Origin of the sequence: Arachnia rubra (assembly GCF_019973735.1) — a bacterium.
Taxonomy (GTDB): Bacteria; Actinomycetota; Actinomycetes; order Propionibacteriales; family Propionibacteriaceae; genus Arachnia; species Arachnia rubra.
The window spans coordinates 1,592,333-1,617,494 of the sequence record NZ_AP024463.1; the positions used below are offsets into that span (position 1 = coordinate 1,592,333).

The 25,162-nt window shown below is 65.4% G+C and carries 24 protein-coding genes; all 24 read left to right on the forward strand.

Annotated features, from left to right (window positions below; genetic code table 11):
* The first annotated feature begins 41 nt into the window (after positions 1-41).
* Positions 42-1,388, forward strand: coding sequence for a replication-associated recombination protein A (locus SK1NUM_RS07200; RefSeq protein WP_212327209.1), 1,347 nt, complete (start codon positions 42-44; stop codon positions 1,386-1,388).
* A gap of 54 nt (positions 1,389-1,442) precedes the next feature.
* Positions 1,443-1,814, forward strand: a complete 372-nt coding sequence (locus tag SK1NUM_RS07205) for a DUF948 domain-containing protein (protein WP_212327216.1) — start codon at positions 1,443-1,445, stop codon at positions 1,812-1,814.
* Between the two features lie 5 nt (positions 1,815-1,819).
* Entirely contained in the window at positions 1,820-2,041 is a 222-nt protein-coding gene (locus SK1NUM_RS07210) for a hypothetical protein (protein WP_223927887.1), read from the forward strand.
* Positions 2,042-2,069: 28 nt separating this feature from the next.
* The gene (gene alaS, locus SK1NUM_RS07215) at positions 2,070-4,724 is read left to right on the forward strand and encodes an alanine--tRNA ligase (RefSeq protein WP_212327220.1); all 2,655 of its coding nucleotides are present in this window, start codon (positions 2,070-2,072) and stop codon (positions 4,722-4,724) included.
* On the forward strand, positions 4,717-5,178 hold the full coding sequence (ruvX, locus tag SK1NUM_RS07220; protein WP_212327222.1) for a Holliday junction resolvase RuvX: 462 nt from the start codon (positions 4,717-4,719) through the stop codon (positions 5,176-5,178). Before alaS ends, ruvX begins: the two co-directional genes overlap by 8 nt.
* Entirely contained in the window at positions 5,175-6,293 is a 1,119-nt protein-coding gene (gene mltG / locus SK1NUM_RS07225) for an endolytic transglycosylase MltG (protein WP_212327224.1), read from the forward strand. Before ruvX ends, mltG begins: the two co-directional genes overlap by 4 nt.
* Positions 6,294-7,103 (forward strand): shikimate dehydrogenase family protein, encoded by an 810-nt coding sequence (locus SK1NUM_RS07230; protein ID WP_212327226.1) that lies wholly within the window; start codon positions 6,294-6,296, stop codon positions 7,101-7,103.
* A gap of 13 nt (positions 7,104-7,116) precedes the next feature.
* Positions 7,117-8,313 (forward strand): chorismate synthase, encoded by a 1,197-nt coding sequence (gene aroC, locus SK1NUM_RS07235; protein ID WP_212327228.1) that lies wholly within the window; start codon positions 7,117-7,119, stop codon positions 8,311-8,313.
* Positions 8,310-8,807, forward strand: a complete 498-nt coding sequence (locus tag SK1NUM_RS07240) for a shikimate kinase (protein WP_212327230.1) — start codon at positions 8,310-8,312, stop codon at positions 8,805-8,807. The genes aroC and SK1NUM_RS07240 overlap by 4 nt, the downstream gene beginning before the upstream one ends.
* Complete coding sequence (gene aroB, locus SK1NUM_RS07245) at positions 8,804-9,889, forward strand: 3-dehydroquinate synthase (protein WP_212327232.1); 1,086 nt, start codon at positions 8,804-8,806, stop codon at positions 9,887-9,889. Before SK1NUM_RS07240 ends, aroB begins: the two co-directional genes overlap by 4 nt.
* A 56-nt stretch (positions 9,890-9,945) precedes the next feature.
* The gene (efp, locus tag SK1NUM_RS07250; protein ID WP_212327234.1) at positions 9,946-10,509 is read left to right on the forward strand and encodes an elongation factor P; all 564 of its coding nucleotides are present in this window, start codon (positions 9,946-9,948) and stop codon (positions 10,507-10,509) included.
* Positions 10,502-10,927, forward strand: a complete 426-nt coding sequence (gene nusB / locus SK1NUM_RS07255; protein WP_212327236.1) for a transcription antitermination factor NusB — start codon at positions 10,502-10,504, stop codon at positions 10,925-10,927. Before efp ends, nusB begins: the two co-directional genes overlap by 8 nt.
* Before the next feature lie 20 nt (positions 10,928-10,947).
* Positions 10,948-12,147 (forward strand): glutamine-hydrolyzing carbamoyl-phosphate synthase small subunit, encoded by a 1,200-nt coding sequence (carA, locus tag SK1NUM_RS07260; protein ID WP_212327237.1) that lies wholly within the window; start codon positions 10,948-10,950, stop codon positions 12,145-12,147.
* Positions 12,131-15,436, forward strand: a complete 3,306-nt coding sequence (carB, locus tag SK1NUM_RS07265; RefSeq protein WP_212327238.1) for a carbamoyl-phosphate synthase large subunit — start codon at positions 12,131-12,133, stop codon at positions 15,434-15,436. The genes carA and carB overlap by 17 nt, the downstream gene beginning before the upstream one ends.
* Positions 15,433-16,479 carry a quinone-dependent dihydroorotate dehydrogenase gene (locus SK1NUM_RS07270; protein WP_212327239.1) on the forward strand — a complete coding sequence of 349 codons (1,047 nt, stop codon included), beginning with the start codon at positions 15,433-15,435 and terminating at the stop codon, positions 16,477-16,479. Before carB ends, SK1NUM_RS07270 begins: the two co-directional genes overlap by 4 nt.
* Before the next feature lie 2 nt (positions 16,480-16,481).
* A complete protein-coding gene (pyrF, locus tag SK1NUM_RS07275; protein WP_212327240.1) occupies positions 16,482-17,279 on the forward strand; it encodes an orotidine-5'-phosphate decarboxylase in 798 nt (265 codons plus the stop codon).
* Positions 17,280-17,432: 153 nt separating this feature from the next.
* On the forward strand, positions 17,433-17,744 hold the full coding sequence (gene mihF, locus SK1NUM_RS07280) for an integration host factor, actinobacterial type (RefSeq protein ID WP_212327241.1): 312 nt from the start codon (positions 17,433-17,435) through the stop codon (positions 17,742-17,744).
* A gap of 343 nt (positions 17,745-18,087) precedes the next feature.
* Positions 18,088-18,651 (forward strand): guanylate kinase, encoded by a 564-nt coding sequence (gene gmk, locus SK1NUM_RS07285; RefSeq protein WP_212327242.1) that lies wholly within the window; start codon positions 18,088-18,090, stop codon positions 18,649-18,651.
* A 35-nt stretch (positions 18,652-18,686) separates the two neighbouring features.
* Complete coding sequence (rpoZ, locus tag SK1NUM_RS07290; RefSeq protein WP_212327580.1) at positions 18,687-19,040, forward strand: DNA-directed RNA polymerase subunit omega; 354 nt, start codon at positions 18,687-18,689, stop codon at positions 19,038-19,040.
* Between the two features lie 34 nt (positions 19,041-19,074).
* A complete protein-coding gene (metK, locus tag SK1NUM_RS07295; RefSeq protein ID WP_212327243.1) occupies positions 19,075-20,265 on the forward strand; it encodes a methionine adenosyltransferase in 1,191 nt (396 codons plus the stop codon).
* Between the two features lie 2 nt (positions 20,266-20,267).
* Complete coding sequence (locus tag SK1NUM_RS07300) at positions 20,268-22,235, forward strand: primosomal protein N' family DNA-binding protein (RefSeq protein WP_212327244.1); 1,968 nt, start codon at positions 20,268-20,270, stop codon at positions 22,233-22,235.
* Between the two features lie 8 nt (positions 22,236-22,243).
* Positions 22,244-23,158 (forward strand): methionyl-tRNA formyltransferase, encoded by a 915-nt coding sequence (gene fmt / locus SK1NUM_RS07305; RefSeq protein WP_212327246.1) that lies wholly within the window; start codon positions 22,244-22,246, stop codon positions 23,156-23,158.
* A complete protein-coding gene (locus tag SK1NUM_RS07310; RefSeq protein WP_212327248.1) occupies positions 23,155-24,489 on the forward strand; it encodes an RsmB/NOP family class I SAM-dependent RNA methyltransferase in 1,335 nt (444 codons plus the stop codon). The genes fmt and SK1NUM_RS07310 overlap by 4 nt, the downstream gene beginning before the upstream one ends.
* A gap of 19 nt (positions 24,490-24,508) precedes the next feature.
* Positions 24,509-25,162, forward strand: coding sequence for a ribulose-phosphate 3-epimerase (gene rpe, locus SK1NUM_RS07315; protein ID WP_212327250.1), 654 nt, complete (start codon positions 24,509-24,511; stop codon positions 25,160-25,162).

Consider the following 25,162-nt stretch of genomic DNA (forward strand, 5'->3'; position numbering starts at 1 on the left):
TGATACGGCAGGACTCCTGCGTCTGAGGCTAGGCTGAAACAGTGAGTCCTGACCTGTTCGGCAATCCCGACCCCGTCCCTGCCAGAGGGGGCGGTTCGCTGGGGGATGCGCGTGGTGACAGCGCCCCACTGGCGGTGAGGATGCGTCCTGCGAACCTGGACGAACTCGTCGGGCAGCAGCATCTGCTCGGGCCAGGCGCGCCGCTGCGGCGGCTGGTCGCTGGACAGCCCATGAGCGTTTTCCTGTGGGGGCCGCCTGGGGTGGGCAAGACCACCCTTGCATCCATAGTCTCCCGTGCTTCGGGTGCCCGTTTTGTCGAGTTGTCGGCGGTCACCGCGGGGGTCAAGGAACTACGCGGTGAACTCGATGCGGCCCGGCGAGAGCTGGAGCGGGGCAGGTCGACGGTGTTGTTCATCGACGAGGTGCACCGTTTCTCCAAGACCCAGCAGGACGCCCTGCTACCTGCGGTCGAGAACCGGATCGTCACCCTGATAGCTGCGACCACGGAGAATCCCAGCTTCTCCGTCATCTCCCCGCTGCTCTCGCGTTCTCTGCTCCTCAGGCTCCAGCCGCTGACTGACGCCGACATCACAGGCCTGATCTCCCGCGCCCTGGGCGATGAGAGGGGCCTGGCGGGAGCCGTGAGCCTCGATGATGCCGCCCGGGACGACGTGGTGCGTCTCGCCGGCGGTGACGCCCGGCGCGCGCTGACCTACCTGGAGGAGGCGGCAGCCTCCGCCGCCGCCCTCGGCGAGACACGGATAACCACAGAGGTGCTCTCCCACGCGGTGGACCGGGCCACAGTCCGCTATGACCGAGATGGCGACCAGCATTACGACGTGATCTCGGCCTTCATCAAATCCATACGGGGCTCAGATGTCGATGCCGCTCTGCACTACCTGGCTCGGATGCTGGAGGCGGGGGAGGATCCTCGATTCATCGCCCGGCGCCTGATGATCTCGGCCAGCGAGGACGTCGGTATGGCCGCATCGGGGGTTCTGAGCACCTGCGTCGCCGCGGCTCAGGCGGTGCAGCTGCTCGGGATGCCCGAGGCCCGCATCACGCTCGCACACGCGACGGTGGCCGCCGCCTCGGCCCCGAAGTCCAATGCCGCCTACATGGCTTTGGAACGGGCCCTGACAGATGTCCGCAACGGCCGGGGAGGAGCCGTCCCGGCGCACCTGCGTGACTCCCACTACTCGGGCGCCAAGGCGCTCGGGCACGGCGAGGGGTATGTCTACCCCCATGATCTGCCCTCTGGGGTGGCTCCGCAGCAGTATCTTCCCGATGACCTGGCACAGGCCAGCTACTACCAGCCGACCGGCCATGGGGCGGAAGCAGCCATTTCCGAGCGCCTGGCATCGGTGAGGAAGTTGCTGGGTCGCTGAGAGGTCAGGTCGGCTAGAGTTACGGCGATACTTCGATGAAGGAGGCGACCTCAAATGTCCGTCGGTGAGTTGGCAGGTCTGCTTGCAGCCATCGCCCTCTGCGTTCTCGTGGCCCTGGCGGCTGTCCCTTTGATCAAGGCCGGCCGGGCTCTCGACGAGGTGCGCATCGCGGTGCGGGACCTGGGACACCACTCGGTGCCTGTCCTGCTGGAGTTGAAAGGCACTGTCGAGAACACCAACGAAGAGCTGGCGAAGCTTTCGGCCGTGACCGAGGACGTCGCCCGGGTCTCCGGACATGCCACTGTTGTCAGCGAACACGCCGCTAACCTGTCGCAGTTGTTTGCGGCGACGCTGGGCGGCCCCCTGGTGCGTGGCGCCGCGATCGCCCACGGTCTGCGGACAGCTTTGAAAGGGCGTAAGAAGTGAGGCGCTTGTTCTGGATCCTTGTCGGCGCTGGAATAGCCGTCGCACTGGTGCTGCGCGGCCGGGTATGGCTGCACCGCCTCACACCCAAGGGGGTCGCTGAGCAGGTCGAGGCGTCAGGGCAGAAAGCCGCCAACCGTCTCAGCGAGTTCTACGCCACCTTCACCACAGCCATGCGGGAGAAGGAAACCGAGCTGCGTGAGGAACTTGACATGCCCAGGAACGCTTGAATAAGCCTGAGATCAAGGAACACGATTGATGAAAACCTCCGAGATCCGGAGCCGGTTCATAGAGTACTTCGCCCGTCACGGACACACTCCCGTGCCGAGTGCATCGCTCCTCTACAACGACCCCACCCTGCTGTTCGTCAATGCCGGGATGGTGCCATTCAAGCCCTATTTCATGGGAGAGGAGCCCACTCCCTACCGCCGAGCGGCCTCCGTCCAGAAGTGCGTTCGCACCCTGGACATCGAGGATGTCGGCAAGACTACGCGGCACGGCACGTTCTTCCAGATGATGGGGAACTTCTCGTTCGGCGACTATTTCAAAGAAGGGGCCATCAACTACGCCTGGGAGCTGGTAACCGGCGATGTCCACAGCGGTGGCCTTGGCTTCAGCCCTGACCGGGTATGGGTGACTGCCTTGCACGGCGATGAGGAGACCATCGCGTTGTGGCGTAAGACGGGGATCTCCCGTGATCACATCCAGCAGCGCGGCCTCAAGGACAACTACTGGCACATGGGGATTCCCGGGCCGGGGGGGCCTTGTTCCGAGATCTACATCGACCGTGGACCCGAGTTCGGGCCTGATGGCGGTCCAGAGGCCGATGAAGACCGTTTCCTCGAGATCTGGAACCTGGTGTTCCAGCAGGAGGAGATCACCAATGTCACCGCCAAGGACCGGTTCGATGTCGTGAGGCCACTGGCCACCCGGAACATCGACACCGGCAGCGGGCTGGAACGCATCGCCTACCTGCTTCAGGGCGTCGCGAACATGTATGAAACCGACGAGGTTTACCCCGTGATCGCCAAGGTGGCGGAGCTCTCAGGACGCAACTATGGCGCCAGCCCCGATGACGACGTGCGTTTCAGGGTGGTGGCGGATCACATCCGCTCCTCGCTGATGCTGATGACCGACGGTGTCACCCCCGGCAACGAGGCCCGGGGTTATGTTCTGCGCCGCCTACTGAGGCGCTCCATCCGCGCCATGCGGCTGCTGGGGGTCGATGCTCCAGTGCTGGGTGAGCTACTGCCGGTCAGCCGTGATGTGATGAGCGTCTCCTACCCTGAGATCAATGAATCCTGGGCGAGGATCGCCGAGGTCAGCGAACACGAGGAGAGCACGTTCCGGCGCACACTTTCCGCCGGGACGCAGATCTTCGACCTGGCCGTGAGCCGGGCACGGGAATCAGGGGCCAGGGAACTGCCCGGTGACGAGGCATTCCAGCTGCACGACACCTACGGTTTCCCCATCGACCTGACCCTCGAGATGGCCTCCGAGGCTGGGCTGGGGGTGGATCGTGCCCGCTTCACCGAGTTGATGCTGCAGCAGAGGGAACGAGCCCGCGCCGACGCCAGGGCGAAGAAGGGCGGTGCCACGAGTCTCGAGGCCTACAAGGGACTTCGGGAAAAACACGAGACCCCCTTCGTCGGCTACCAGGAGCTTGAGCATGACACGGCGGTCGCCGGCATCATCGCCGATGGCCAGCTGGTCACCTCCGCCACCGATGGTCAGGAGGTGGAGCTGGTGCTGGCCGAGACCCCTTTCTACGCCGAGGCCGGCGGCCAGGACGCTGATCACGGCAGGATCACCGGAGACGGCTGGTCCGCGGAAGTGCTGGACGTCCAGCGTCCCGTGCCGGGCCTGATCGTGCACCGGGTCCAGCTGCTGGGCGAGGTCGGTGACGGAGCCGCTGCCCGGGCTGCTGTGGATCCGGCAGCACGGCATGCCGCCTCGCAGGCGCACACCGCCACTCACATTGTTCACGCCGCGCTGCGTGAGCTCGTGGGACCGACAGCAACTCAGGCTGGCTCGTACAACAAGCCTGGTTACCTGCGGTTCGACTACTCGGCGACTCAGGGCATGAGTGAGGCGCTGCGACTGGAGATCGAGCAGCGGGCGAATCAGGCCATCCGCGACGCATTCGATGTGACCGCAAGCCAGATGCCGCTGGAGGACGCCAAGGCCCTGGGGGCTATGGCCATGTTCGGTGAGAAGTATCCGCCGGTGGTGCGCATGGTGGAGCTCGCGGGGCCCTGGTCGCGGGAGCTGTGTGGTGGCACGCACGTCGCGAACACGGCCCAGATTGGGGTGCTGAACCTTCTCAGTGAGTCCTCCATCGGCTCTGGGGTGCGTCGTGTGGAGGCTCTGGTAGCCCAAGACGCCTTCGAGCGTTTCGCCGCGGAACGGGCGCTCGTAGCGGCATTGAGCGACAGCCTCCGGGTGCAGCCAGAGCAGCTGGCGGAGCGAGTGGACAAGCTGCTGGCCCAGCTGAAGGCGGCGGAGAAACAGATCGCGGCGCTCCAGGCGGAGAAGCTGCTGGCCCGCTCCGATGAGCTGGCCGCCACCGCTCGCCCGGTGGGGGACGTGAGACTGGTTGCCGTCTCCCTACCAGGCATTGCCGGCGGGGATCTCCGCACCCTGGCCCTCGACATCAGGGAACGTCTCGGTACCGGAGCCGCTGTCGTGGCGCTGTTCGGTGGCTCTGGCGGCAAAGCCGCAGGCGTGGTCGCCACCAATGCCGCGGCTCGTGAGCTTGGTGTCAGAGCGGGACAACTGATATCGGTCGCCTGCCAGGCCATGGGTGGCAAGGGTGGCGGCAAAGACGACCTGGCGCAGGGCGGCGGCTCCGACCCGGACGCGGCTCCGAAGGCCATTGCCGCGGTCGAGGAGGCGCTGGCAGGCCGTGGCTGAACTGGGACGTCTTGGGATCGACTGGGGCAAGGCGAGGATAGGTGTCGCGGCAAGCAATCCGGGTACCTGTCTGGCCTATCCCGTCGAGACCGTCGCTGTGAACGGGTCCGAGCTGAGGCGCCTGAAAGAGCTGATAGCTGAGCATGAGCCGGAGCTGGTCTATGTGGGACTGCCCCTGACCCTGTCAGGCGAGCGCTCCTTCGCCACCCAGTTCGTGATCGAGAGGGCATCTGCGCTTGCGGCTGCAGTGCCGGATGTGGCGTTCCGGCTGGTAGATGAGAGAATGAGCACCGCGAGGGCCTCGCGTAGTCTGGGGGGAGCAGGCCGTAATTCCCGGCAGCAGCGGCGGATCATAGATCAGGCAGCTGCCGTCGAAATCCTGCAGCGCGCGCTGGATCTTGAGACAGCATCCGGCCTGGCTGCTGGAGAACAACTGCAACAGGAGGACCTTTGAGCCCCACCTTCGTCGACAACGACGGCCAGCCGGACTGGCGCAAGATCGGCTATCACGCTCGCAGCGGATTCGCTGTTCTGCTGTCGCTGATCGTGCTTGTGGGTGGCGGCTGGTTTGTCGTGGACAAAGCGCATGATGCTTGGATTGAGTGGCGCACCGAGGCTGACTACATGGGCGATGGGAAAGACGAGGTCATCGTTGTTATCCCGCAGGACGCCAGCGTCAAGCAGATCGGTGACCTCCTGGTGCAGAAGGGCGTCATCAAAGCCGCTCGCACCTTCCGCTCGGTTGCGGCACGCCAGCCGGAATCCGCGGCAAAACTCCAGGCGGGACGTTTCCGCCTGCGTGCTGAGTTGCCGGCGGAGACTGCCCTGAGAATGCTGCTGGATCCCGCTAACAAGGTCGCGTTGAAGGTGACGATCCCCGAGGGCCGGGTCAAGACGCAGCAATGGGAGATCCTCACCAAGGAACTGGGACTCACCGAAGAACAGCTCGCCGAGGCGGCGAAATCCTCGGAGCTGGGGTTGCCCAGCTGGGCAAACGGCAATGTCGAGGGCTTCCTGTTCCCGGAGACCTACGAGGTCGCCGAACCGGTGACCGCGCTCGGGGTGCTGAAGCAACAGGTGGAGCAATTCAACAAGGTCGCAGGTGCTGTCAGCCTGGAGGCGCGTGCGAAACAGGCGGGACGCAACCCCTACGATGTGCTGATCGTCGCATCCATCGTGGAGAAGGAGGCCGCGCGCCCGGAGGACCGCCCCATGGTCGCGCAGGTCATCTACAACCGCCTTGCCAAGAAGGACATGAAGCTGGAACTCGACTCCACGGTGCACTATGCGATCAATCAGTTCGACCGCGTCACCACGACGGAGGAGGACCGGGCCGTGGATTCGCCCTACAACACCTACGCCAAGCTGGGGCTGCCACCCACCCCGATCTCGAATCCCGGTCAGTCCGCCATCGAGGCCGCGCTAGCTCCAAGTGCGCACGAATACCTGTACTTCACCGCCGTCGACCTCGACACCGGGGAGACCCGCTACTCAGTGGATTCGGCTGGTCATCTGGAGAATGTGAAACTCTTCCAGGAGTGGTGCCAGTCTCATCAGGGACGCTGCTGAATGATGCGTTGCGCCGTCGTCGGGGATCCCGTGGAGCATTCCCTCTCTCCTGCGATCCACCGTGCGGGCTATCGCGCCCACGGCCTGGAATGGGACTACGAGGCGATCCAGGTGCGGGGCGGGAAACTTCCCGAGTTCATCTCGTCGCTGGGGGAGTCCGGAGAGTGGTCGGGCCTCAGCGTGACGGCCCCTCACAAACAGGACCTCCTCAGGCTTGGAGAACCCGACTCCATCTCCCGTATGGTGCAGGGCGGCAATACCATCGTCTTCGACAGTCCGGCGCGGGTGTACAACACCGATGTGCCAGGCTTCGTCAGGGTGTGGCGCAACCGGGGGCTGGACACGTTGTCCACCGCCGTCATCGTCGGAAACGGGGCCACGGCCAGGTCCCTGCTCGTGGCGCTTTCCGGGCTCTCGGTACGACAGGTGATGGTCCTCGCGCGCGAACCGGCCCGGGCCGTGAAGCTCTGTGAGCTGGGAGTCGCCCTGAGCATAGACGTTACTGCCCAGCCTCTTGATGTGTCTGTCCCGGATGTCGATCTGCTCGCCAGCACGGTGCCGGTCTCTGCCACGACCACCCGGGCTGAGGCTTGGGCTGAGAGAGCCGGGGTCCTGTTCGATGCCGTCTATGACCCATGGCCGACTCCCATCGCGAAAGCCGCCAGTCCAGGACAGCCGGTGATCACCGGGCTGGAGCTGCTCGCAGGACAGGCCGTTGATCAGTTCCGGCTCCTGACGGGATGTGAGCTTGGTTTCCAAGAAGCCCTGTCTGCTGCCGTGGCAGAACTCGAAGCCCGCCGTAACAGCTGACACAATTGCCCTCATGTTGCGTTACCTCACGGCTGGGGAATCCCACGGCCAGGCCCTGACAGCCACAATGGAGGGCATCCCGGCCCACGTGCGGGTGGGAGAGCCCGAGATCTCGGCGGCCCTCGCACGGCGGCGTCTCGGGATCGGGCGTGGGGCGCGCATGAAATTCGAGGCAGACGCGGTGACCCTGCTCGGCGGTTTCCGTCACGGCGAGACCCTGGGCTCGCCAATCGCCATCATGATCGGCAACACCGAGTGGGCCAAGTGGGAGACCGTCATGGCCCCTGGCGAGGTTGATCCCGCCACGCTCGCCCAGCAGGCCCGCAACGCCCCCCTGACCCGGCCGCGGCCTGGCCACGCCGACCTGGCCGGGATGCAGAAGTACGGATTTGCAGAATCCCGCCCCATCCTGGAACGCGCGTCGGCCCGGGAGACAGCGGCGCGCGTCGCACTCGGCACTGTTGCCGCCGCTTTCCTCCACCAGGCCCTCGGCACCAGCATCGTCAGCCACGTGGTTGAGCTTGGTGGGGTGCGGGCGACTCGCGCGGATCTCCCACATGCGCAGGACCTGGCTGCGATCGATGCCGAGCCCACCCGCTGTTTCGACGCGGAGGCGGCGGCTGCCATGGCGGCAGAGGTGGAGGCCTGTCGTAAGGAAGGCGACACCTTGGGTGGAGTCGTGGAGGTTGTCGTGTGGGGGCTGCCGCCAGGCCTGGGATCCCACATCCAGGGAGACCGCCGCCTCGACGGGAGGCTGGCGGGTGCGCTGATGGGTATCCAGGCCATCAAGGGAGTCGAGTTCGGTGCTGGTTTCGAGCTGGCGCGGCGGCGAGGCTCGGCTGCTCACGATGAGATCCTGCCAACCACTGAGGGGATCTCGCGCGCGACCCACAACGCGGGAGGCGTGGAGGGCGGTATGTCGACCGGTGAGGTTCTTCGGGTCCGTGCCGCCATGAAACCGATTTCGACCGTGCCCCGGGCGCTCCGCACCCTGGATGTCTCGACGGGCCAGCCCGCCGCGGCCCATCACCAGCGCTCCGACGTTTGCGCGGTACCGGCTGCCGGGGTGGTTGCTGAGGCCGTGACCGCGCTGGTACTGGCGGAGTTGGCGCTTGAGAAGTTCGGCGGCGACTCCGTCGCAGAGACCCGTCGCAATCGTGACGCCTACCTCGCCGACCTCGTGACACGGGGCTTGGAGGTGCGTCAGTGACCATTGTGCTCATCGGGGCTCCAGGAGCGGGGAAGACCACGGTCGGCGCTGAGCTGGCCAGGCTGCTCGGACGAGCATTTGTCGATGTGGATGCCAGGATTGAGGAAGTGGTGGGGAAATCCGTCAGCGAGATTTTTGCCGACGAGGGAGAGGCTCATTTCCGCTCGCTTGAGGAGTCGACCACCCTCGAGTTGCTTGCGGATGGCGAGGTGGTGAGCCTGGGCGGGGGAGCGGTCATGAACCCCCGCATCCGCCAGGCCCTGGCGGGACATGATGTCATCTGGTTGGAGGTCTCGATCAAGCAGGCCTCTCGCCGTGTCGGGCTCAACACTGCGCGGCCACTCCTGCTGGGCAACGTCCGGGGCAGGCTGGTGGAGCTGCTGAGGGAACGCACACCCGTCTACGAGGCGCTCGCCACCACCCGGATCGACACCGACCGGCGTGAGCCGCGGGAGATCGCGGTAGAGCTTGCCGACGCCAGGAGACAGCCGTGATCATTCCCGTTGACAGTCAGCTCGCCCCCTATGAGGTGCACATCGCTCCTGGCGCTCTGAGCAGGCTGGAGGAGGCACTCGGCGAGGCCACGCGGGTGGCAATCATCGTTCCCGGACCGTTGACGGCACTGGCGGATCGGGTGAGGGAGCGCTGCCCAGGGCGGCAGGTCACGCTAGTCACCGTCGCCGAGGCCGAGAACGCCAAAACACCGGCTGTGCTGGCTGACTGCTGGGACGCGCTGGCAGCCGCCGGTCTCACCCGCAGCGACCTGGTGATCGGGCTGGGCGGCGGCACCACCACCGACCTGGCGGGTTTCGTGGCTGCCAGCTGGCTACGGGGCGTCGGGTTCATCAGCATCCCCACCACAGTCCTCGGCATGGTCGATGCGGCGGTCGGTGGCAAGACCGGCATCAACCTGACGGCAGGCAAGAACCTCGTCGGGGCATTTCACGAGCCCAGGGCCGTCATCTGCGACCTGGAGCTGCTTGGGGGACTGCCCCGCCTGGAGATTGCATCCGGACTGGCGGAAGTCGTCAAATGCGGGTTCATCTCAGATCCTGGGATCCTGGAGTTGATTGACTCCGATCTCGCAGGATCCCAGGACACCACGTCTGAGACCTTTGCGGAACTCGTCGGCCGTGCCGTCACTGTGAAGGCGGCGGTCGTGGCCGCCGATCTGACAGAGCGCACCTCCGAGGGCGAATCCGTTGGCAGGGAGGCCCTGAACTATGGGCACACCCTGGGGCATGCCATTGAGGCCCATGAGGGGTTCCGGCTGCGTCATGGCCAGGCAATTTCCATCGGTATGGCCTGGATAGCAGAGGTGAGCCGGCGTCTCCTCGGCCTGGGTGCGGGAATCGCCGCCGATCACTCCCGGCTGCTCAGGTCCCTCGGCCTGCCCGTCGCCTACGATCCGGCAGCCTGGCCTGCGCTGCGCCAGCTCATGAGCCTGGACAAGAAGACCCGCGGCCTCACCCTGCGCTTGGTGGGGCTTGCGGCCCAGGGACGGCCGGTCATGCTGGAAGGGGCGGCGGAGGACGAACTCGCCGGAGCCTACGCTGCGGTTTCCGGGCAGGCGTAGGGCTCGGGTAAGATTCCGCGACGGCCCTTGCAAGCAGAGTCGGAAAGGCGGCAGGCGTGGTATCCACCAATGACTTGAAGAACGGAATGGTGCTCGACCTGAACGGTGAGCTGTGGCAGGTGCAGTGGTTCCAGCACCACAAACCGGGCAAGGGCAACACCGTTGTACGCTCGAAGCTGAAGAATGTGCTGTCGGGCAAGATCATCGACAAGACATTCAACTCCGACACGAAGGTGGACACCGCCACCATCGACCGCCGGGACATGCAGTACCTCTATCTCGACGGCGAGGACTACGTGTTCATGGACAACGCCACATACGACCAGATCCAGATCCCAGCCGGTGTGGTGGGAGAGGCCCGCTTCTATCTGCTGGACAACCAGACCGCAACCGTCGCCCTGCACGAGGGCACGCCTTTGTTCATCGAGTTGCCCGCCAGCGTGGAGCTCGAGGTCACCTACACCGAGCCCGGTCTGCAGGGAGACCGCTCCACCGGCGGCACCAAGCCTGCCACTGTGCAGACCGGCAAGGAGATCCAGGTTCCCCTGTTCATCACCACTGGTGAGAAGATCAAAGTCGACACCCGCGACGGGTCCTATATCTCCCGGGTGAATGGCTGAGGCTGCCCGCTACGGCACCCAGACGAAGGCTCGGCGAGTTGCCCTCGACATCCTGTACGCAGCCGAGCTGAGGGGCCGGGGCATCGTCGAGACCTTCATCGAGGCCAGGGACTTGGCCTCGATCACCGTGCGCGAGCTGACCACTAGGATTGTTCACGGCATCGCTGAGCACCAAGAGCAGATCGATGCGCGAATCGCAGCCTGCCTCGACAGCTCCTGGACGCTGGAGCGCATGCCGGCCGTCGATCGCAACCTGGCGCGCATCGCGGTTTTCGAACTCGACTACACAGACACACCGGCGCCGGTGATCATCGCGGAGGCGGTGCGACTGGCGGGGGAGCTCTCGACCGATGGCTCACCCGGCTTCCTCAACGGGCTGCTGAGCAAGGCGCTGTCAACTAAAGAATCACACTCCTGACCCCTGAATTTGGAGCGATCATGAATCCCCTTCCCGCACTGCTGGTTCTCGAGGATGGGCGTTCATTCGTTGGAAGATCATTCGGGGCCGAGGGGGAGACCTTCGGGGAGCTAGTCTTCTCCACCGGGATGTCGGGTTACCAGGAGACCCTGACCGATCCGTCCTACCGTGGCCAGGTGGTGCTGGCCACTGCTCCGCACATCGGCAACACGGGATGGAACGATGAGGACGACGAATCGGGGCAGATCCAGGTCGCGGGATATGTCGTCCGGGATCCTGCGCCCCGGCCATCGAACTGGCGCAGCCGCCGCAGCCTGGACGCGGAACTCGCAGCCCAGGGGGTCGTCGGCATCTGTGACATCGACACCCGTGCCCTGACTCGTCACATCCGGTCTCTGGGAGCCATGCGGGCCGGCATCTCCACCCGTGAACTGGACCCGCAGAAGCTGCGAGCGAGGGTCCTGCAACAGCCGGTGATGGTAGGGGCTGCCCTGTTCGGCGACGTCTCCACCCCCCAGGTCCAGGTGATTCCGGCGCGGGGACAGCGGCAATTCAGGGTGGCAGCCGTCGATCTTGGCATCAAGACCATGACCCCAGCCCAGATGGCCAGCCGGGGTATGGAGGTACATGTGCTTCCCGCCGCCACAAGTTTTGAGGAGATCGCCGCGCTGGAACCCGACGGGGTCTTTTTCTCCAACGGACCGGGCGACCCAGGCGCTGCCGATGATCCCGTCGCCTTGCTCAGGCGGGTGCTGCGCGCGGGCATCCCATATTTCGGGATCTGCTTCGGCAACCAGTTGTTCGGGCGCGCCCTCGGGTTCGGCACCTACAAACTGAAGTTCGGTCACCGGGGAATCAACCAGCCCGTGCTGGACCGCACCACCGGAAGGGTCGAGGTCACCGCCCACAACCATGGCTTCGCCGTGGATGCCCCCCTGGATCGGAGCGTCGACACCGAGTTCGGCCAGGCCAGCGTTTCGCATATCGGTCTCAATGACGATGTCGTGGAGGGTCTTGAACTGCGACGAGATGGGGACCTGGTGGCATTCTCCGTTCAATACCATCCGGAGGCCGCCGCCGGCCCGCACGATGCCAGCTATCTCTTCGACCGCTTCGCCGAGCTCATGAGAGCCAGGCAGAGGATCCGCCAGAGCCACCAAGCACCGGGACCTGCTAGTCCCGCCACATCATCCCAGGAGAGTCATGCCTCGTCGAACTGACATCTCATCGATCCTCGTCATCGGTTCCGGTCCCATCGTCATAGGGCAGGCCTGTGAGTTCGACTACTCCGGCACCCAGGCATGCCGTGTCCTCAAAGCCGAGGGGTTCCGGGTGGTCCTGGTCAATTCGAATCCAGCCACGATCATGACCGACCCCGACTTCGCCGACGCCACCTATGTGGAGCCCATCACGCCGGAATTCGTGGAACGTGTCATCGCGCGGGAACGCCCGGACGCGCTGCTGGCCACCCTGGGCGGCCAGACCGCTCTCAACACCGCTGTCGCGTTGCACGAGAACGGTGTCCTGGACAGGTACGGCTGCGAGCTGATCGGCGCATCCTTCGAGGCCATCCAGCGCGGTGAGGACCGGGAACAGTTCAAAGCCATCGTCGAGTCCCTCACAGGCATCCCGGGCGGCGCCCCGGAGGTTGCGAGGTCCCGCATCTGCCACACGATGGACGAGGTGATGGCTGCGGCCGATGAGCTCGGCTTCCCCGTCGTGGTGCGTCCTTCCTTCACCATGGGAGGGGTCGGCTCCGGATTCGCCCACGATATTGACGAACTGAGGCAGATCGCGGGCGCGGGCCTGGCGGCCAGCCCGGTCACCGAGGTGCTGATCGAGGAGTCGATCCTGGGGTGGAAGGAATACGAGCTGGAGGTGATGAGGGACAAGGCCGACAACGTCGTCATCATCTGCTCCATCGAGAACTTCGACCCGATGGGCGTCCACACCGGAGATTCCGTCACGGTGGCTCCGGCGATGACGCTGACGGACCGGGAATATCAGCGGATGCGTGATGTCGGCATCGCCATCATCCGCGCGGTCGGGGTCGACACGGGCGGCTGTAATATTCAGTTCGCCATCAACCCCGAGGATGGCCGCATGATCGTGATCGAGATGAATCCGCGCGTCTCACGAAGCTCGGCGCTCGCATCGAAGGCCACTGGTTTCCCGATTGCGAAGATCGCCGCCAAGGTCGCCATCGGATACACACTCGACGAGATTCCCAACGACATCACCCGCGTCACCCCAGCCTCCTTCGAGCCGGCCCTCGACTATGTGGTGGTCAAGATCCCTCGCTTCGCCTTCGAGAAGTTCCCCTCCGCCGACGCCACACTGACCACACACATGAAGTCGGTGGGGGAGGTGATGTCCATCGGGCGCAACTTCACCGAGGCCTTGGGTAAGGCGATGCGCTCCACCGAGACCGGCACCGGGTTCTGGCTCGGACAGGCCGATGGAAGAGACCTCGCCACCCTGCTGGCCGAGCTGCGCCGCCCCCATGACGGCAGGATCCTCAAGCTGATGCTCGCCCTGGACGCGGGTGCCACCGTCGAGCAGCTCTTCGAGGCCACCCGGATCGATCCCTGGTTCCTGGACCAGATCGCCCTGATTCATGAGGTGGGCACCGAGGTGCGCACCGCCGACCACTTGTCCCCGGAGCTGCTGCGCCGGGCGAAACGCAACGGCCTGTCAGACATCCAGATCAGCCGGCTCAGAGGCCTGGACGAGGGGGTTGTCCGCCAGCTCCGGTGGGCTCTCGACATCCGGCCCGTCTACAAGGCCGTCGACACCTGCGCCGCCGAGTTCGAGGCTCTCACTCCGTACCTTTACTCCACCTATGACGAGGAGTCGGAGGTTCCGCCACGCTCCAAGCAGGCCGTTCTGATCCTGGGATCGGGGCCCAACCGGATCGGGCAGGGTATTGAGTTTGACTACTCCTGTGTGCACGCCACCATGGCATTGCGTGATGCCGGCTACGAGGCGATCATGGTCAACTGCAACCCGGAGACCGTCTCCACCGACTACGACACCTCCGACCGGCTCTACTTCGAGCCGCTCACAGCGGAGGATGTCCTCGAGATCTACCACGCGGAGAGCCTCGCCGGTCCTGTTGCGGGAGTCATCTGCCAGCTCGGAGGCCAGACTCCTCTGAAGCTGGCGCAGATCCTCAAGGACGCTGGGGTACCAATCGTCGGCACCTCGCCGGAGGCCATCAACCTGGCCGAGGATCGGGGAGCGTTCGGAAGGGTGCTGAGCGATGCCGGGCTTCCGGCACCGAAACATGGGATGGCCGCTTCGGCTGCGGAGGCCAAACGGGTCGCCACCGAGATCGGTTATCCGGTGCTGGTGAGGCCCAGTTTCGTGCTGGGTGGGCGTGGCATGGAGATCGTCTATGACGACGCCGCACTGGACCGGTACATAGCGGGGGCCACGGAGGTCAGCGACGGCGCCCCAGTGCTGGTGGACCGTTTCCTTGACGACGCCGTCGAGATCGATGTCGATGCGCTCTACGACGGGGCCGAGCTGTATCTCGGCGGTGTCATGGAACACATCGAGGAGGCAGGGATCCACTCGGGGGACTCCGCCTGTTCATTGCCGCCGATCACGCTGGGCGACGAGATGATCGAACGTATCCGGCACTCCACGCACCTGATTGCGAAGGGTGTCGGTGTGCGTGGTCTGCTGAACATCCAGTACGCCCTCCAATCCGACATTCTCTACGTGCTGGAGGCCAATCCGCGGGCATCACGCACAGTCCCCTTCGTGTCCAAGGCGACCAACACCCCGCTGGCCAAGGCCGCGGCACGGATCATGATGGGGACCCCGATCCGGGAGCTCCGGTCTGAGGGGATGCTGCGCGCGGCCGGTGACGGGACTGAGGTGCTTCCTGGTGCTCCCGTGGCCGTCAAGGAGGCTGTGATGCCGTTCAACCGTTTCCGCACTGTCTCCGGGGGCTTCGTCGACACGCTCCTGGGACCCGAGATGCGTTCAACGGGTGAGGTGATGGGGCTGGACGTCAGCTTCGGCACCGCCTACGCGAAAGCCCAGAATGCCGGCGGCTTCCCGTTGCCCACCGAGGGCACAGTTTTCGTCTCCATCGCGAACCGGGATAAACGTCATGCCATCTGGCCCGTCAAGCGCCTGGCCGACCTGGGGTTCCGGATCCTCGCCACCTCGGGAACCGCGTCAGTCCTGCGCCGCAACGGAGTTGCCGTGCAGGAGGTGGCCAAACTCAGCCAGCGTTCCAGGGACAGTTCCGAGCCCTCCATCGTCGATCTGATCAAGGACGGCGAAATCGACCTGATCTTCAACACACCCCAGGGAGCCGGCATCGACACCAGCCCACGCCAGGACGGCTACCTAATCCGTACCGCCTCGGTGCTAGCTGACATTCCCTGCGTTACCACGGTTCCCACTATGGCCGCGGCTGTGCAGAGCATCGAGTCCCAGCGGGCCGGGCACCTCGAGGTCCGTTCCCTTCAGGACTGGGCGGCCGCCTCGTGACGAGCCTACTGACGCGAGCAGAGCTGGGGGTCTATCAGAGGCTGCTGCGCCCGGTTCTGTTCCGCTGGGGCGGCGGTGACCCCGAGAGAATCCACGAGGCCATGATCTCCTGGCTGGGACATGTGCCCGCCACTCGCTCGGCCGAGGTCGCTGCCCCCGTCACGGTCGCGGGCATCGAGTTCCCGAACCGGGTGGGGGTGGCAGCCGGGCTGGACAAGGACGGGGTGGCTGCTGCTGCCTGGGCGCGTTTCGGTTTCGGCTTCGCCGAGCTGGGGACTGTCACAGGCCAAGCGCAGCCGGGCAATCCTGCGCCGCGGATGTTCAGGGCGAGGGCCTCACGCGGCATCGTCAATCGGATGGGGTTTAACAACCACGGCGCTGAAGCCCTGGCCGACCGGCTCCTGAAGCTCGGTGTGCAGCGGGGGAATCGTAGGCTCGGCATCCCGCTCGGCATCTCGATAGGCAAGACCAAGGCTGTTGCGCTGCTGGATGCCGCATCGGACTATCTGGCATCCGTGGACGCTCTGCGAGACTACGCCGACTACCTGGCCGTCAACATCTCCAGCCCGAACACGCCAGGCTTGAGGACACTGCAACACGCCAGCCAGCTGGAGCAGCTTCTTGCCTGCATCATCGAGTCGGCGTCGCAGGGTCCAGACCCGCTCCCGGTCTTTGTGAAGCTTGCCCCAGACCTGGAGCCGGGGACCTGGGCGGAGACCCTGGCCGTGATCCGCGATTCGGGAGCCGCCGGGATCATCGCCACGAATACGACCTTGAGCCGGGAGGGGCTGGCTGCGGGCGATCAGCACCTTGCTGCCGAGGCAGGGGGGCTGAGCGGTGCTCCCCTGACCGGCAGGGCCCTGGCCTTCGTGGAGCAGACCGCGGCGGCGACTCAGCTACCGGTCATCGGGGTGGGCGGCATCATGTCCCCGCGTGACGGGAGGCGGATGATCGACGCCGGTGCCGCCCTACTCCAGCTCTACACCGGCTTCATCTACGCCGGGCCCGCCCTGGTACGGGGACTGAACGAGATCCTGAGGTGACGATGACCTACGCGAAGAGACTTGCCGGCAACACCGCAGAACGTGGGAACCTCTGCGTGGGCATCGATCCCATGCCCTCCGTGCTGGCGGCCTGGGGACTGGAGCCCGGCGTGAGAGGTCTCGAGAAGTGCTCCCGCGGCATCGTGGAGGAGCTGGGGGAGCGTATCGCGGTGTTCAAACCCCAGTCGGCCTTCTTCGAGGCCCATGGGTCGAGGGGCATCGCTGTGCTGGAGCGGGTGCTCGCCGATATCCGTGACGCCGGGGCGCTCAGCCTGCTGGACGTGAAACGAGGCGATATAGGCTCCTCCATGGCCGGTTACGCGGATGCCTATCTCCACGATGAATCTGCCCTAGCAGCAGACGCGATCACGCTCAGCCCCTACCTTGGTGTCGGCGCCCTGCTGCCTGCCATCGACCAGGCTGTGAACAGCGGGCGGGGAGTCTACGTGCTCGCCCGCACCTCCAATCCGGAGGGAACCGAACTCCAAGAGCACACAGCTCAGCTCGTGATCGACGAGATCATCAGGCTCAACCCGGGCCGGGACCACGCCATCGGTCTTGTCGTGGGTGCCACCCACAGCGACCTCGGCTGCGACCTCTCGGGATTCAACTCCTCGATCCTGGCCCCAGGCATTGGCGCCCAAGGGGGAAGCATCCAGGGACTCTCAGCAACCTTCGGGCGGGCAGCGGAGCACGTCCTGCCGACCGCCAGCCGTGAGGTGATCGGTGCGGGACATGAGGAGCTCGGCCCCAGGGCCACCCGGCTCCTTGAGCAGATGAACGCGGTCTCGGGCTTGTAGGAGACGCCGCCGGTAGCTTCGCCACGCCGGTGGTGGAATCTCTTGGGCCCTTTAAATCTCGATTCCTCTGCATCCGATGCATGGTAAGGGTAGATTGTCAAGCAGGGATATCAAACCCCTGCGAGGCCGGTCGCTTACCACGAAGGAGGACCGATGGCTATTCCGCAACTGAGCACCGAACAGCTCGAATCAGCACGTGCCGCTGCAACGGAGGCAAGGCGCGCCCGAGCCCAGCTCAAGGATCAGGTCAAGTCTGGCGCCCTCACGCTTTCCCAGGCCCTTGACAAAGCGCTGGAGGATGACGTTCTTTCCAGGGTGAAGGTGGTGGACCTACTGCGCGCCCTACCTCGCGTCGGTGTGACGCGTTCCCAAGAGATTATGGAGAGCCTCGAGATCGCCCCGAACCGGCGGATCCGTGGTTTAGGACGACATCAGGTAGACCGTCTGAAGGAGCTCTTCACCTAGTGCGTTCCGTTTCAGGGCCTTTCACGGGAGACTCCTTAGTAGGCAGGGTGACCCGCACAGACCCACTGGTCCAGCACAGATGCGAACCAGCAGGTAACTGAGCCGCTGCCTCCTAGCAAGGAGCCGGCGCTTATGTTTGCTTTGTGCCTGTCCACAAGCCCTTCGAAACCAGTGGGTGAGCGTCCTCACGCTCACCCACTGGTTTTCATAGTCCTGAAAACTCTCGCCGGTAGGGGTGTTTGCTAGGGCCAGCCGGATTCCCAGCGGGATCTGTTACATCGCAGGGGAACACCAACGGGCATCCACGCGCCAGCCCTTGCCGTTGACCCTCTAAAATCATCTGGTGCGCTCAACCAGGCAGCCCTCCGTATGGATCATCTCCGGTCCCAGTGGTGTGGGGAAGGGAACTGTTTGCGCAAGATTGCGCGAGCTGCGTCCTGACATCCACATACCCGTCTCGCTCACCACCCGGCAGCCACGCCAGGGAGAGGCCGACGGAGTCAGCTACCACTTCGTCTCCACGCGGAGATTCCAGGAGATGGTGGATGCCGGTGAGCTCTTGGAGCATGCGGTTGTTCACGGAACCCACAGCTACGGTACGCCCCGGGAAGACGTGGCCTCGGCGATCGCGTCGGGGCAGGACGTGATCCTGGAGATCGATTTGCAGGGTGCCCGTCAGGTGAAAAGCAATCTTCCCGAGGCGAAGCTGGTGTTCCTGGCCCCGCCGTCATGGAGTGAACTGGTTAGGCGCCTTGAGGGCCGGGGAACCGAGGACGCCGCGCAGGTGGAGCGAAGACTGAGGACCGCCCGGCTGGAGTTGGAGGCCCAGGCCGAGGCTGATTTCGTGGTCGTCAATGATCATATCGAGGACACTGTGCAGGCTTTGATAGTCTTGATGGGCTTGTGACCGCAAGCCCATCGTTCAACCCCTTGCAGAGGTAGATCTTGAGCACCAATCCTGAAGGCATCACCAACCCTCCGATCGACGATCTGCTGGAGAAGGTGGACTCCAAATACCGGCTGGTGATTTTCGCAGCCAAGCGGGCACGGCAGATCAACGCCTACTATTCCCAGCTCGGCGAGGGACTCCTGGAGAATGTGGGTCCGCTCGTCGGGGTCGCCCCCCAGGAGAAACCACTGTCCGTTGCCCTGCGCGAGCTGCAGGACGACATGCTGCAGTACACCCAGATCGATCCAGAGGCTGAGGCAGCCGAAAGGGCTGCAGCTGAGGCCGATCCGGCCTTCACCTTCGTGGACCCCTTCGCTGAGCTCGACGCCAACAACTCCCAATCCTGATCCACTCGAACACCTCTCGGGAAGGAGCTCAGCTTTGAGTCGCCTGTTCACATCCGAATCAGTCACCGAAGGGCATCCTGACAAGATCGCCGACTCCATCTCCGACGCCGTGCTGGATGCGCTTCTCACCGAGGACCCGGCAGCACGTGTCGCGGTCGAGACCCTCATAACCACCGGTCTGGTGGTTGTGGCCGGTGAGGTCTCCACCACTGCCTGGGCCGACGTGGCGACCCTGGTGCGGCAGCGCATCCTGGAGATCGGCTACAACAGCTCCCGGGTCGGATTCGATGGGGCGTCATGCGGCGTCACAGTGGCGATCGGCGCCCAGTCGCCTGATATCGCCGGGGGCGTGAATGACTCCCTTGAAGTGCGTAGCCGCGAGGATGGCGAGGTGGCCAGCCGCCAGGGCGCAGGTGATCAGGGACTGATGTTCGGGTATGCCTGCAATGAGACTGAGCAGCTGATGCCCTTGCCGATCCACGTGGCGCACAGGCTCGCTGCCCGCCTGACGGAGGTGAGAAAGCAGGGAGTGCTCGGCTATCTCCGGCCCGACGGCAAGACCCAGGTCACCGTCAGCTATGAGGATGGACGACCCACGGGAATCGACACCGTTGTGGTCTCTACGCAGCATGATGACGGCGTCTCTCTCAGAGACGTGATGCTACCGGAGATCACCCGCGAGGTGATCCGGCCTGTGCTGGCGGAACACGGATACGACAACGCTGATCCCCGGATCTTCGTCAATCCCTCCGGCAAGTTCGTGGTCGGCGGGCCCATGGGGGATGCAGGGGTCACTGGACGCAAAATCATCGTCGACACCTACGGAGGAATGGCTCGTCACGGAGGCGGCGCCTTCTCCGGCAAGGATCCGTCGAAGGTGGACCGCTCGGCTTCCTACGCCACCCGTTGGGTGGCGAAGAATGTCGTGGCGGCGGGCTTGGCGGACCGCTGCGAGGTGCAGGTCGCCTACGCCATCGGCCGGGCTCACCCCGTGGGCTTCTACCTCGACACCTTCGGGACAGCGAAGGTGCCGGAACAGCAGATAACCGATGCGGTGAACAGCACCTTCGACCTGCGTCCGGCCAGCATCATCGCCGATCTCGATCTGCTGCGCCCCATCTACCGGCAGTTCTCCACACTCGGGCATTTCGGGCGCACCGAACCAGATGCCACCTGGGAAACCACCGGCCGTGCACAGGAGCTGGCGAGGGCAGTCAAGGGCTGAGCATGAGTTCGGCCACGCTGTTCGACGCCCCGGCCGCCGAACAGGTGGCCAAGGTGGCGGTCGATATCCCGCTGGCACATCTGGATCGTCTCTTCGACTACCGCATTCCTGAGAAGCTGGCTCAGGAAACACGTCCCGGGATCAGGGTGACGGTCCCCTTCGCCGGCCAGGTTGTGGATGGCTGGGTGGTTGCCATCGGGGAGCCGAAAACCAGCGGGAGGCTGGCTGTGCTGCGTTCAGTGACGTCGCCGGAACCGATCCTGACACCGGAGCTTTTCGAGCTGATCCGGGGAGTCGCTGACCACTATGCCGGAACCTGGTGGGACGTGGCCCGGCTTGCGATCCCGCCGCGTCAGGCCGCTGTAGAGAAGCAGCCCCAGCGTCCATGGCCGTCACCACAGGTGCCGGAGGAGATGGTTATCTTGCCGGGATTTCCTGGCGGTGCCGAGTTGCTCGGGGCGCTTGAGGATGGGGGGGCGCCGCGTGCTTTCTGGCAGGTTCCCTGCGTCGCCAGTACCCCGGGGGATCTCGTCGGTGGCGTCATCGAGGCGGTCGCCGCAACTGTGAGGGCAGGGCGTGGCGCACTGGTGCTGTTCCCGACCAGCCGGGGCATGGAGACAGCGGCCACCCGGTTGGAGCAGTGTCTAGGACAGGGCAGCGTAGCCCGTCTGAATTCGGACCTTAGCCGGGCTGTGCGCTACGAAAACTACCTTGCCTGCTCGCGCGGGCAGGCAAGGGTGGCCGTCGGAACCCAGTCAGCTGCCTTCGCACCCTTGCGGGACCTGGGGCTGATAGTGGTGGCCGACGATGGCAACGAGGGCCACTGTTTTGAGCGCTTCCCGCGGCCCAACGCTCGTTCGGTTGCGATGATCCGGGCAGTTCAGGAGGGCTGTGGGCTGTTGTTCGCCTCCCATGCACGCTCCTGTGAGGCCCAGAGCCTGATCGAGCGCCGCTGGCTGCGGGGGCTTGCCCTGCCGCCACGCGAGATGCGGCTCATCGGCCCAGTGCTCAAGGCGGTACCTGAAGTCCAGGGACGCAATCCCGGCGGAGGACGGCTCCGGTTGCCCCATCAGGCCTTTGACCATGTGCGGGCAGCTCTCGCAACCGGCCCGGTGCTGGTCTCCGTTGCGCGGGCGGGCCACTCCTCGGGCCTTCGCTGCGACCGCTGCCGGGAAAGGGCGATATGCCCTCGCTGTGGTGGCCCACTGGTGCAGCCCCACCGGGACCGGCTTCAATGCCGGCTGTGCGGGCACACCCCGGTGCGTTTCGAATGCCTGCGCTGTCACTCCAACCGGCTGCGTGCCCCGATAGCCGGTTCGGACCGGACCGCGGAGGAGCTGGGCAGGGCTTTCCCCGGGACACGGGTGATCAACTCGTCTGCCGAGCGAATCCGCTCCGGGATCCTATGCGATGGCAGCGCCATAGTCGTTGCCACCCCAGGGGGGGAGCCAGCTGTTCCGGGAGGATACGCGGGAGCCCTGATCCTCGACGTGGAACTGGCTTTGTCCCGTGCCGATCTGCGGGTTGCGGAGGAGTCGCTGCGCCGGTGGTCTCAGGTGACGAGCCTGGTGCGCCCGGCAGCGGACGGGGGAGGGGTCCTGGTCATCGGGTCACCCGAGGAGCCTGCGGTGCAGGCGCTGCTCCGGCAAGACCCTGGGGGATTTGCCGCCAGGGAACTCGCCGACCGCGCCGCCGCTGGCCTACCGCCGGCGGTCAAAGCGGTTCAGGTCGGAGGGGATCCCAGCGCTGTGGCATCCTTCCTAGACAACGACCCATTCGCCGGGGCCGAGATCCTCGGACCGACCCTGGTCCGGGAGGAGCCCGAACCTGAGGCGATGTCGCTGCTGCGCTGCCCTCTGGAGACAGGGCGTGAACTGGCCAGGGCAGTCAAGAGTGCCGCCGCGATCCGGTCAGCCCGCAAGGAGGGTGGCAGGCTGTTTTTGCAGGTCGACCCGATGACACTTGAATGAGGGACACCATGAAACTGGTATTCGCTGGTACTCCAGAGGTCGCGCTGCCGAGCCTTGATGCGCTGGCAGCATCGGAACATGAGGTGATTGCAGTTGTCACCCGGCCGGATGCCCCCGCAGGCCGTGGCCGGCGTCTCACGCCGTCGCCGGTCGCACTCCGGGCAGCAGAACTCGGAATGGAGGTGCTGAAGCCTGCGCACACCCGTGAACCGGACTTCCAGTCCCGGATGACGTCCCTGGCGCCAGACGTCTGCGCGGTAGTCGCCTACGGTGCCCTGCTTCCCTCACCGGTTCTCGCTATACCGCCACACGGTTGGATCAATCTGCATTTCTCCCTACTACCCAGATGGCGTGGTGCAGCCCCGGTGCAGCGGGCTGTGATGGCGGGTGATCCGAAGATCGGCACCTCCTGTTTCCGGATCGTCCGGGAGCTCGACGCCGGTGATCTCTACCGGGTGTCTTCGCGGCCCATGCCGGAGGCGACGGCGGGGGAGCTGCTGATGCTGCTTGCTGAGTCGGGGGCCAGGCAGCTTGCCGAGACCATCGACGCCATCGCCGCCGGGGAGCAGCCCGTGCCGCAGGAGACGGCGGGTGTGACGCTGGCCCCGAAGATCACGGTGGAGGAGGCGCGGGTGGATTTCACCCGGCCGGCGGCCGAGGTCCGCAACCACATCCTCGGATGCTCCCCGGATCCGGGGGCTTGGTGCGAGCTGAACGGAAAACGGCTCAAGCTGTACCGGGCGCGGCTCGCCGATGCCCAGTTCACCCCGGCACCCGGTGAACTGCACGTGACCAAACGCCAGGTCTTCGTCGGAGCGGGTGAGGGTGTTCTCGAGCTGCTGGAGGTCCAGGCCCCGGGCAAACGGCGAATGGCGGCCATCGACTGGGCCCGTTCCGGTGCCGCATCGGGGAGGCTCGTGTGAGTGGGGGCCTGTCTCCCCGGAGGGTCGCGTTCGATGTGCTGAGACGGGTGAGCGGTGAGGATGCCTACGCGAACCTGGCGCTTGCCAAACGGCTGGCCTCGGCGGATCTGGAAACCAGGGACGCGGCCTTCGTGACGGAACTCGTGGCCGGTACCTGCCGCCTGCGGGGCACCTATGACGCGATCATCGAGTCCGCCTCGGGACGAGGCCTGAAAACCATGCAACCTGCGGTGGTGGACCTGCTGCGGCTGCTCGCGCATCAGGCGCTGAGCATGACCGTGCCCGCGCGGGCAGCCGTCGCCGCCACCGTGGGACTGGCCCGCGACACCGTCGGGCAGCGGGTCACCGGCCTGGTCAACGCCGTCGGGCGCCGGATCGCCGCGCACGACTTCCAGGAATGGGTGGAACTGCTGAGCGAGGGCCTCGACGAGACAGACAGGCTGGCGATCAGGACCCACCATCCTCGCTGGATTGTGGAGGCCCTCGAACGGGTGCTGCCGGAAAACGAGGTCTCCTGGGCGTTGGAGGCTGACAACCTGGCACCGAGACCAACCCTCGTGGTACGTCCCGGTCTCGCGGAGGTCAAGGAACTCGCCCCCGCCGTCCCCACCGTGCACTCGCCCTTCGGGGCGGTTCTCGACGGGGCTCCGGGCGATCTGGCGGCGGTCAGGGAAGGCCGGGCCGGTGTGCAGGACGAGGGTTCGCAACTGGTGTGCCTGGCCCTGAACCGAGTCAAGGCCCCGAACGGGCCGTGGCTGGATCTGTGCGCTGGCCCCGGTGGGAAATCCGCTCTCCTGGCGGGACTGGCCAGACAACGGGGGGAGCACCTCGTCGCCAACGAGGTGGCTGCGCATCGCGCGGAACTCGTCGAACAGGCCCTGGCGGTCTACCCGCCTGGAACGGCGAGCGTCATCTGCTCCGACGGGCGTGACCCGGAACCGGTCAGGCAGCACGGCCCCTTCGCCAGGATCATGGTGGACGCTCCCTGCAGCGGCCTGGGGGCGCTGCGTCGCCGCCCCGAGGCCCGGTGGCGCCGCACACCGGCCGACCTGGTAGAACTCGTCTCGCTGCAACGTACTCTGCTGGAAACCGCCACGGGTCTGCTGGCTCCCGGGGGAGTGGTCGCCTACGTGACCTGCTCACCCCACGCGGACGAGACCGTCGCCATCGTCGAGGCGGCCCTGAGGAGCAACCCACATCTGGAACTTCTGGATGCAGCAGCCCTGCTTCCCGAGGTGCCCGGCGCCGCTCGGGGCGGGCACGTGCAGCTGTGGCCCCACCGTCACGGAACCGACGCCATGTTCCTGGCTTTGCTTCGTGACATATCCTGAACATCGCTAGGCTTCGGGCATGCGTATCACCCCGAGCATCCTGAACGCCGACTTCGCCAATCTCCGTCACGAGATCGGACGGATACCGGGGGCGGACGGGGTGCACGTGGATGTCATGGACAACCATTTCGTGCCGAACCTGACGATCGGGCTTCCCGTGGTCGAATGCCTGCGCAAGGTGACCGATCAACTCTTGGACATTCACTTGATGATCGAGGACCCGGATCGTTGGGCCCCGGCCTACGCTGAGGCAGGAGCGGAGTCGGTGACCTTCCACGTCGAGGCGGCCCACGCCCCGATCCGGTTGGCCCGGGAGCTGCGGTCCCGGGGGGCGAGGGCGTCGATGGCTCTCAAACCCGCCACCCCGATCGAGCCCTACGCCGAGATGCTCGACGAACTGGACATGGTTCTGCTCATGACCGTCGAACCCGGTTTCGGCGGACAGAAATTCCTTGACCTCGTGCTTCCGAAGATCCGCCGGACCCGGGAACTGATCGGGGATCGCCCGATCTGGTTGCAGGTCGACGGCGGAGTCTCGGTGGAAACGATCGGGCGCTGCGCCGAGGCGGGTGCCGACACCTTCGTGGCCGGCTCCGCGGTCTACAACGCCCCCGATCCGGACGCCATGGTGCGGGAACTACGTGAACTGGCCGGCTCCGCGTGGCGCTGCTGA

What these genes read in the sequence shown, in the direction of transcription:
- pyrF (WP_212327240.1), top strand. Translation starts at nt 16,482, where the DNA reads ATGACCTACGCGAAGAGACTTGCCGGCAACACCGCAGAACGTGGGAAC.
- SK1NUM_RS07205 (WP_212327216.1), top strand. Translation starts at nt 1,443, where the DNA reads ATGTCCGTCGGTGAGTTGGCAGGTCTGCTTGCAGCCATCGCCCTCTGC.
- aroC (WP_212327228.1), top strand. Translation starts at nt 7,117, where the DNA reads ATGTTGCGTTACCTCACGGCTGGGGAATCCCACGGCCAGGCCCTGACA.
- mihF (WP_212327241.1), top strand. Translation starts at nt 17,433, where the DNA reads ATGGCTATTCCGCAACTGAGCACCGAACAGCTCGAATCAGCACGTGCC.
- SK1NUM_RS07230 (WP_212327226.1), top strand. Translation starts at nt 6,294, where the DNA reads ATGATGCGTTGCGCCGTCGTCGGGGATCCCGTGGAGCATTCCCTCTCT.
- carA (WP_212327237.1), top strand. Translation starts at nt 10,948, where the DNA reads ATGAATCCCCTTCCCGCACTGCTGGTTCTCGAGGATGGGCGTTCATTC.
- alaS (WP_212327220.1), top strand. Translation starts at nt 2,070, where the DNA reads ATGAAAACCTCCGAGATCCGGAGCCGGTTCATAGAGTACTTCGCCCGT.
- fmt (WP_212327246.1), top strand. Translation starts at nt 22,244, where the DNA reads ATGAAACTGGTATTCGCTGGTACTCCAGAGGTCGCGCTGCCGAGCCTT.
- carB (WP_212327238.1), top strand. Translation starts at nt 12,131, where the DNA reads ATGCCTCGTCGAACTGACATCTCATCGATCCTCGTCATCGGTTCCGGT.
- nusB (WP_212327236.1), top strand. Translation starts at nt 10,502, where the DNA reads ATGGCTGAGGCTGCCCGCTACGGCACCCAGACGAAGGCTCGGCGAGTT.
- SK1NUM_RS07300 (WP_212327244.1), top strand. Translation starts at nt 20,268, where the DNA reads ATGAGTTCGGCCACGCTGTTCGACGCCCCGGCCGCCGAACAGGTGGCC.
- rpe (WP_212327250.1), top strand. Translation starts at nt 24,509, where the DNA reads ATGCGTATCACCCCGAGCATCCTGAACGCCGACTTCGCCAATCTCCGT.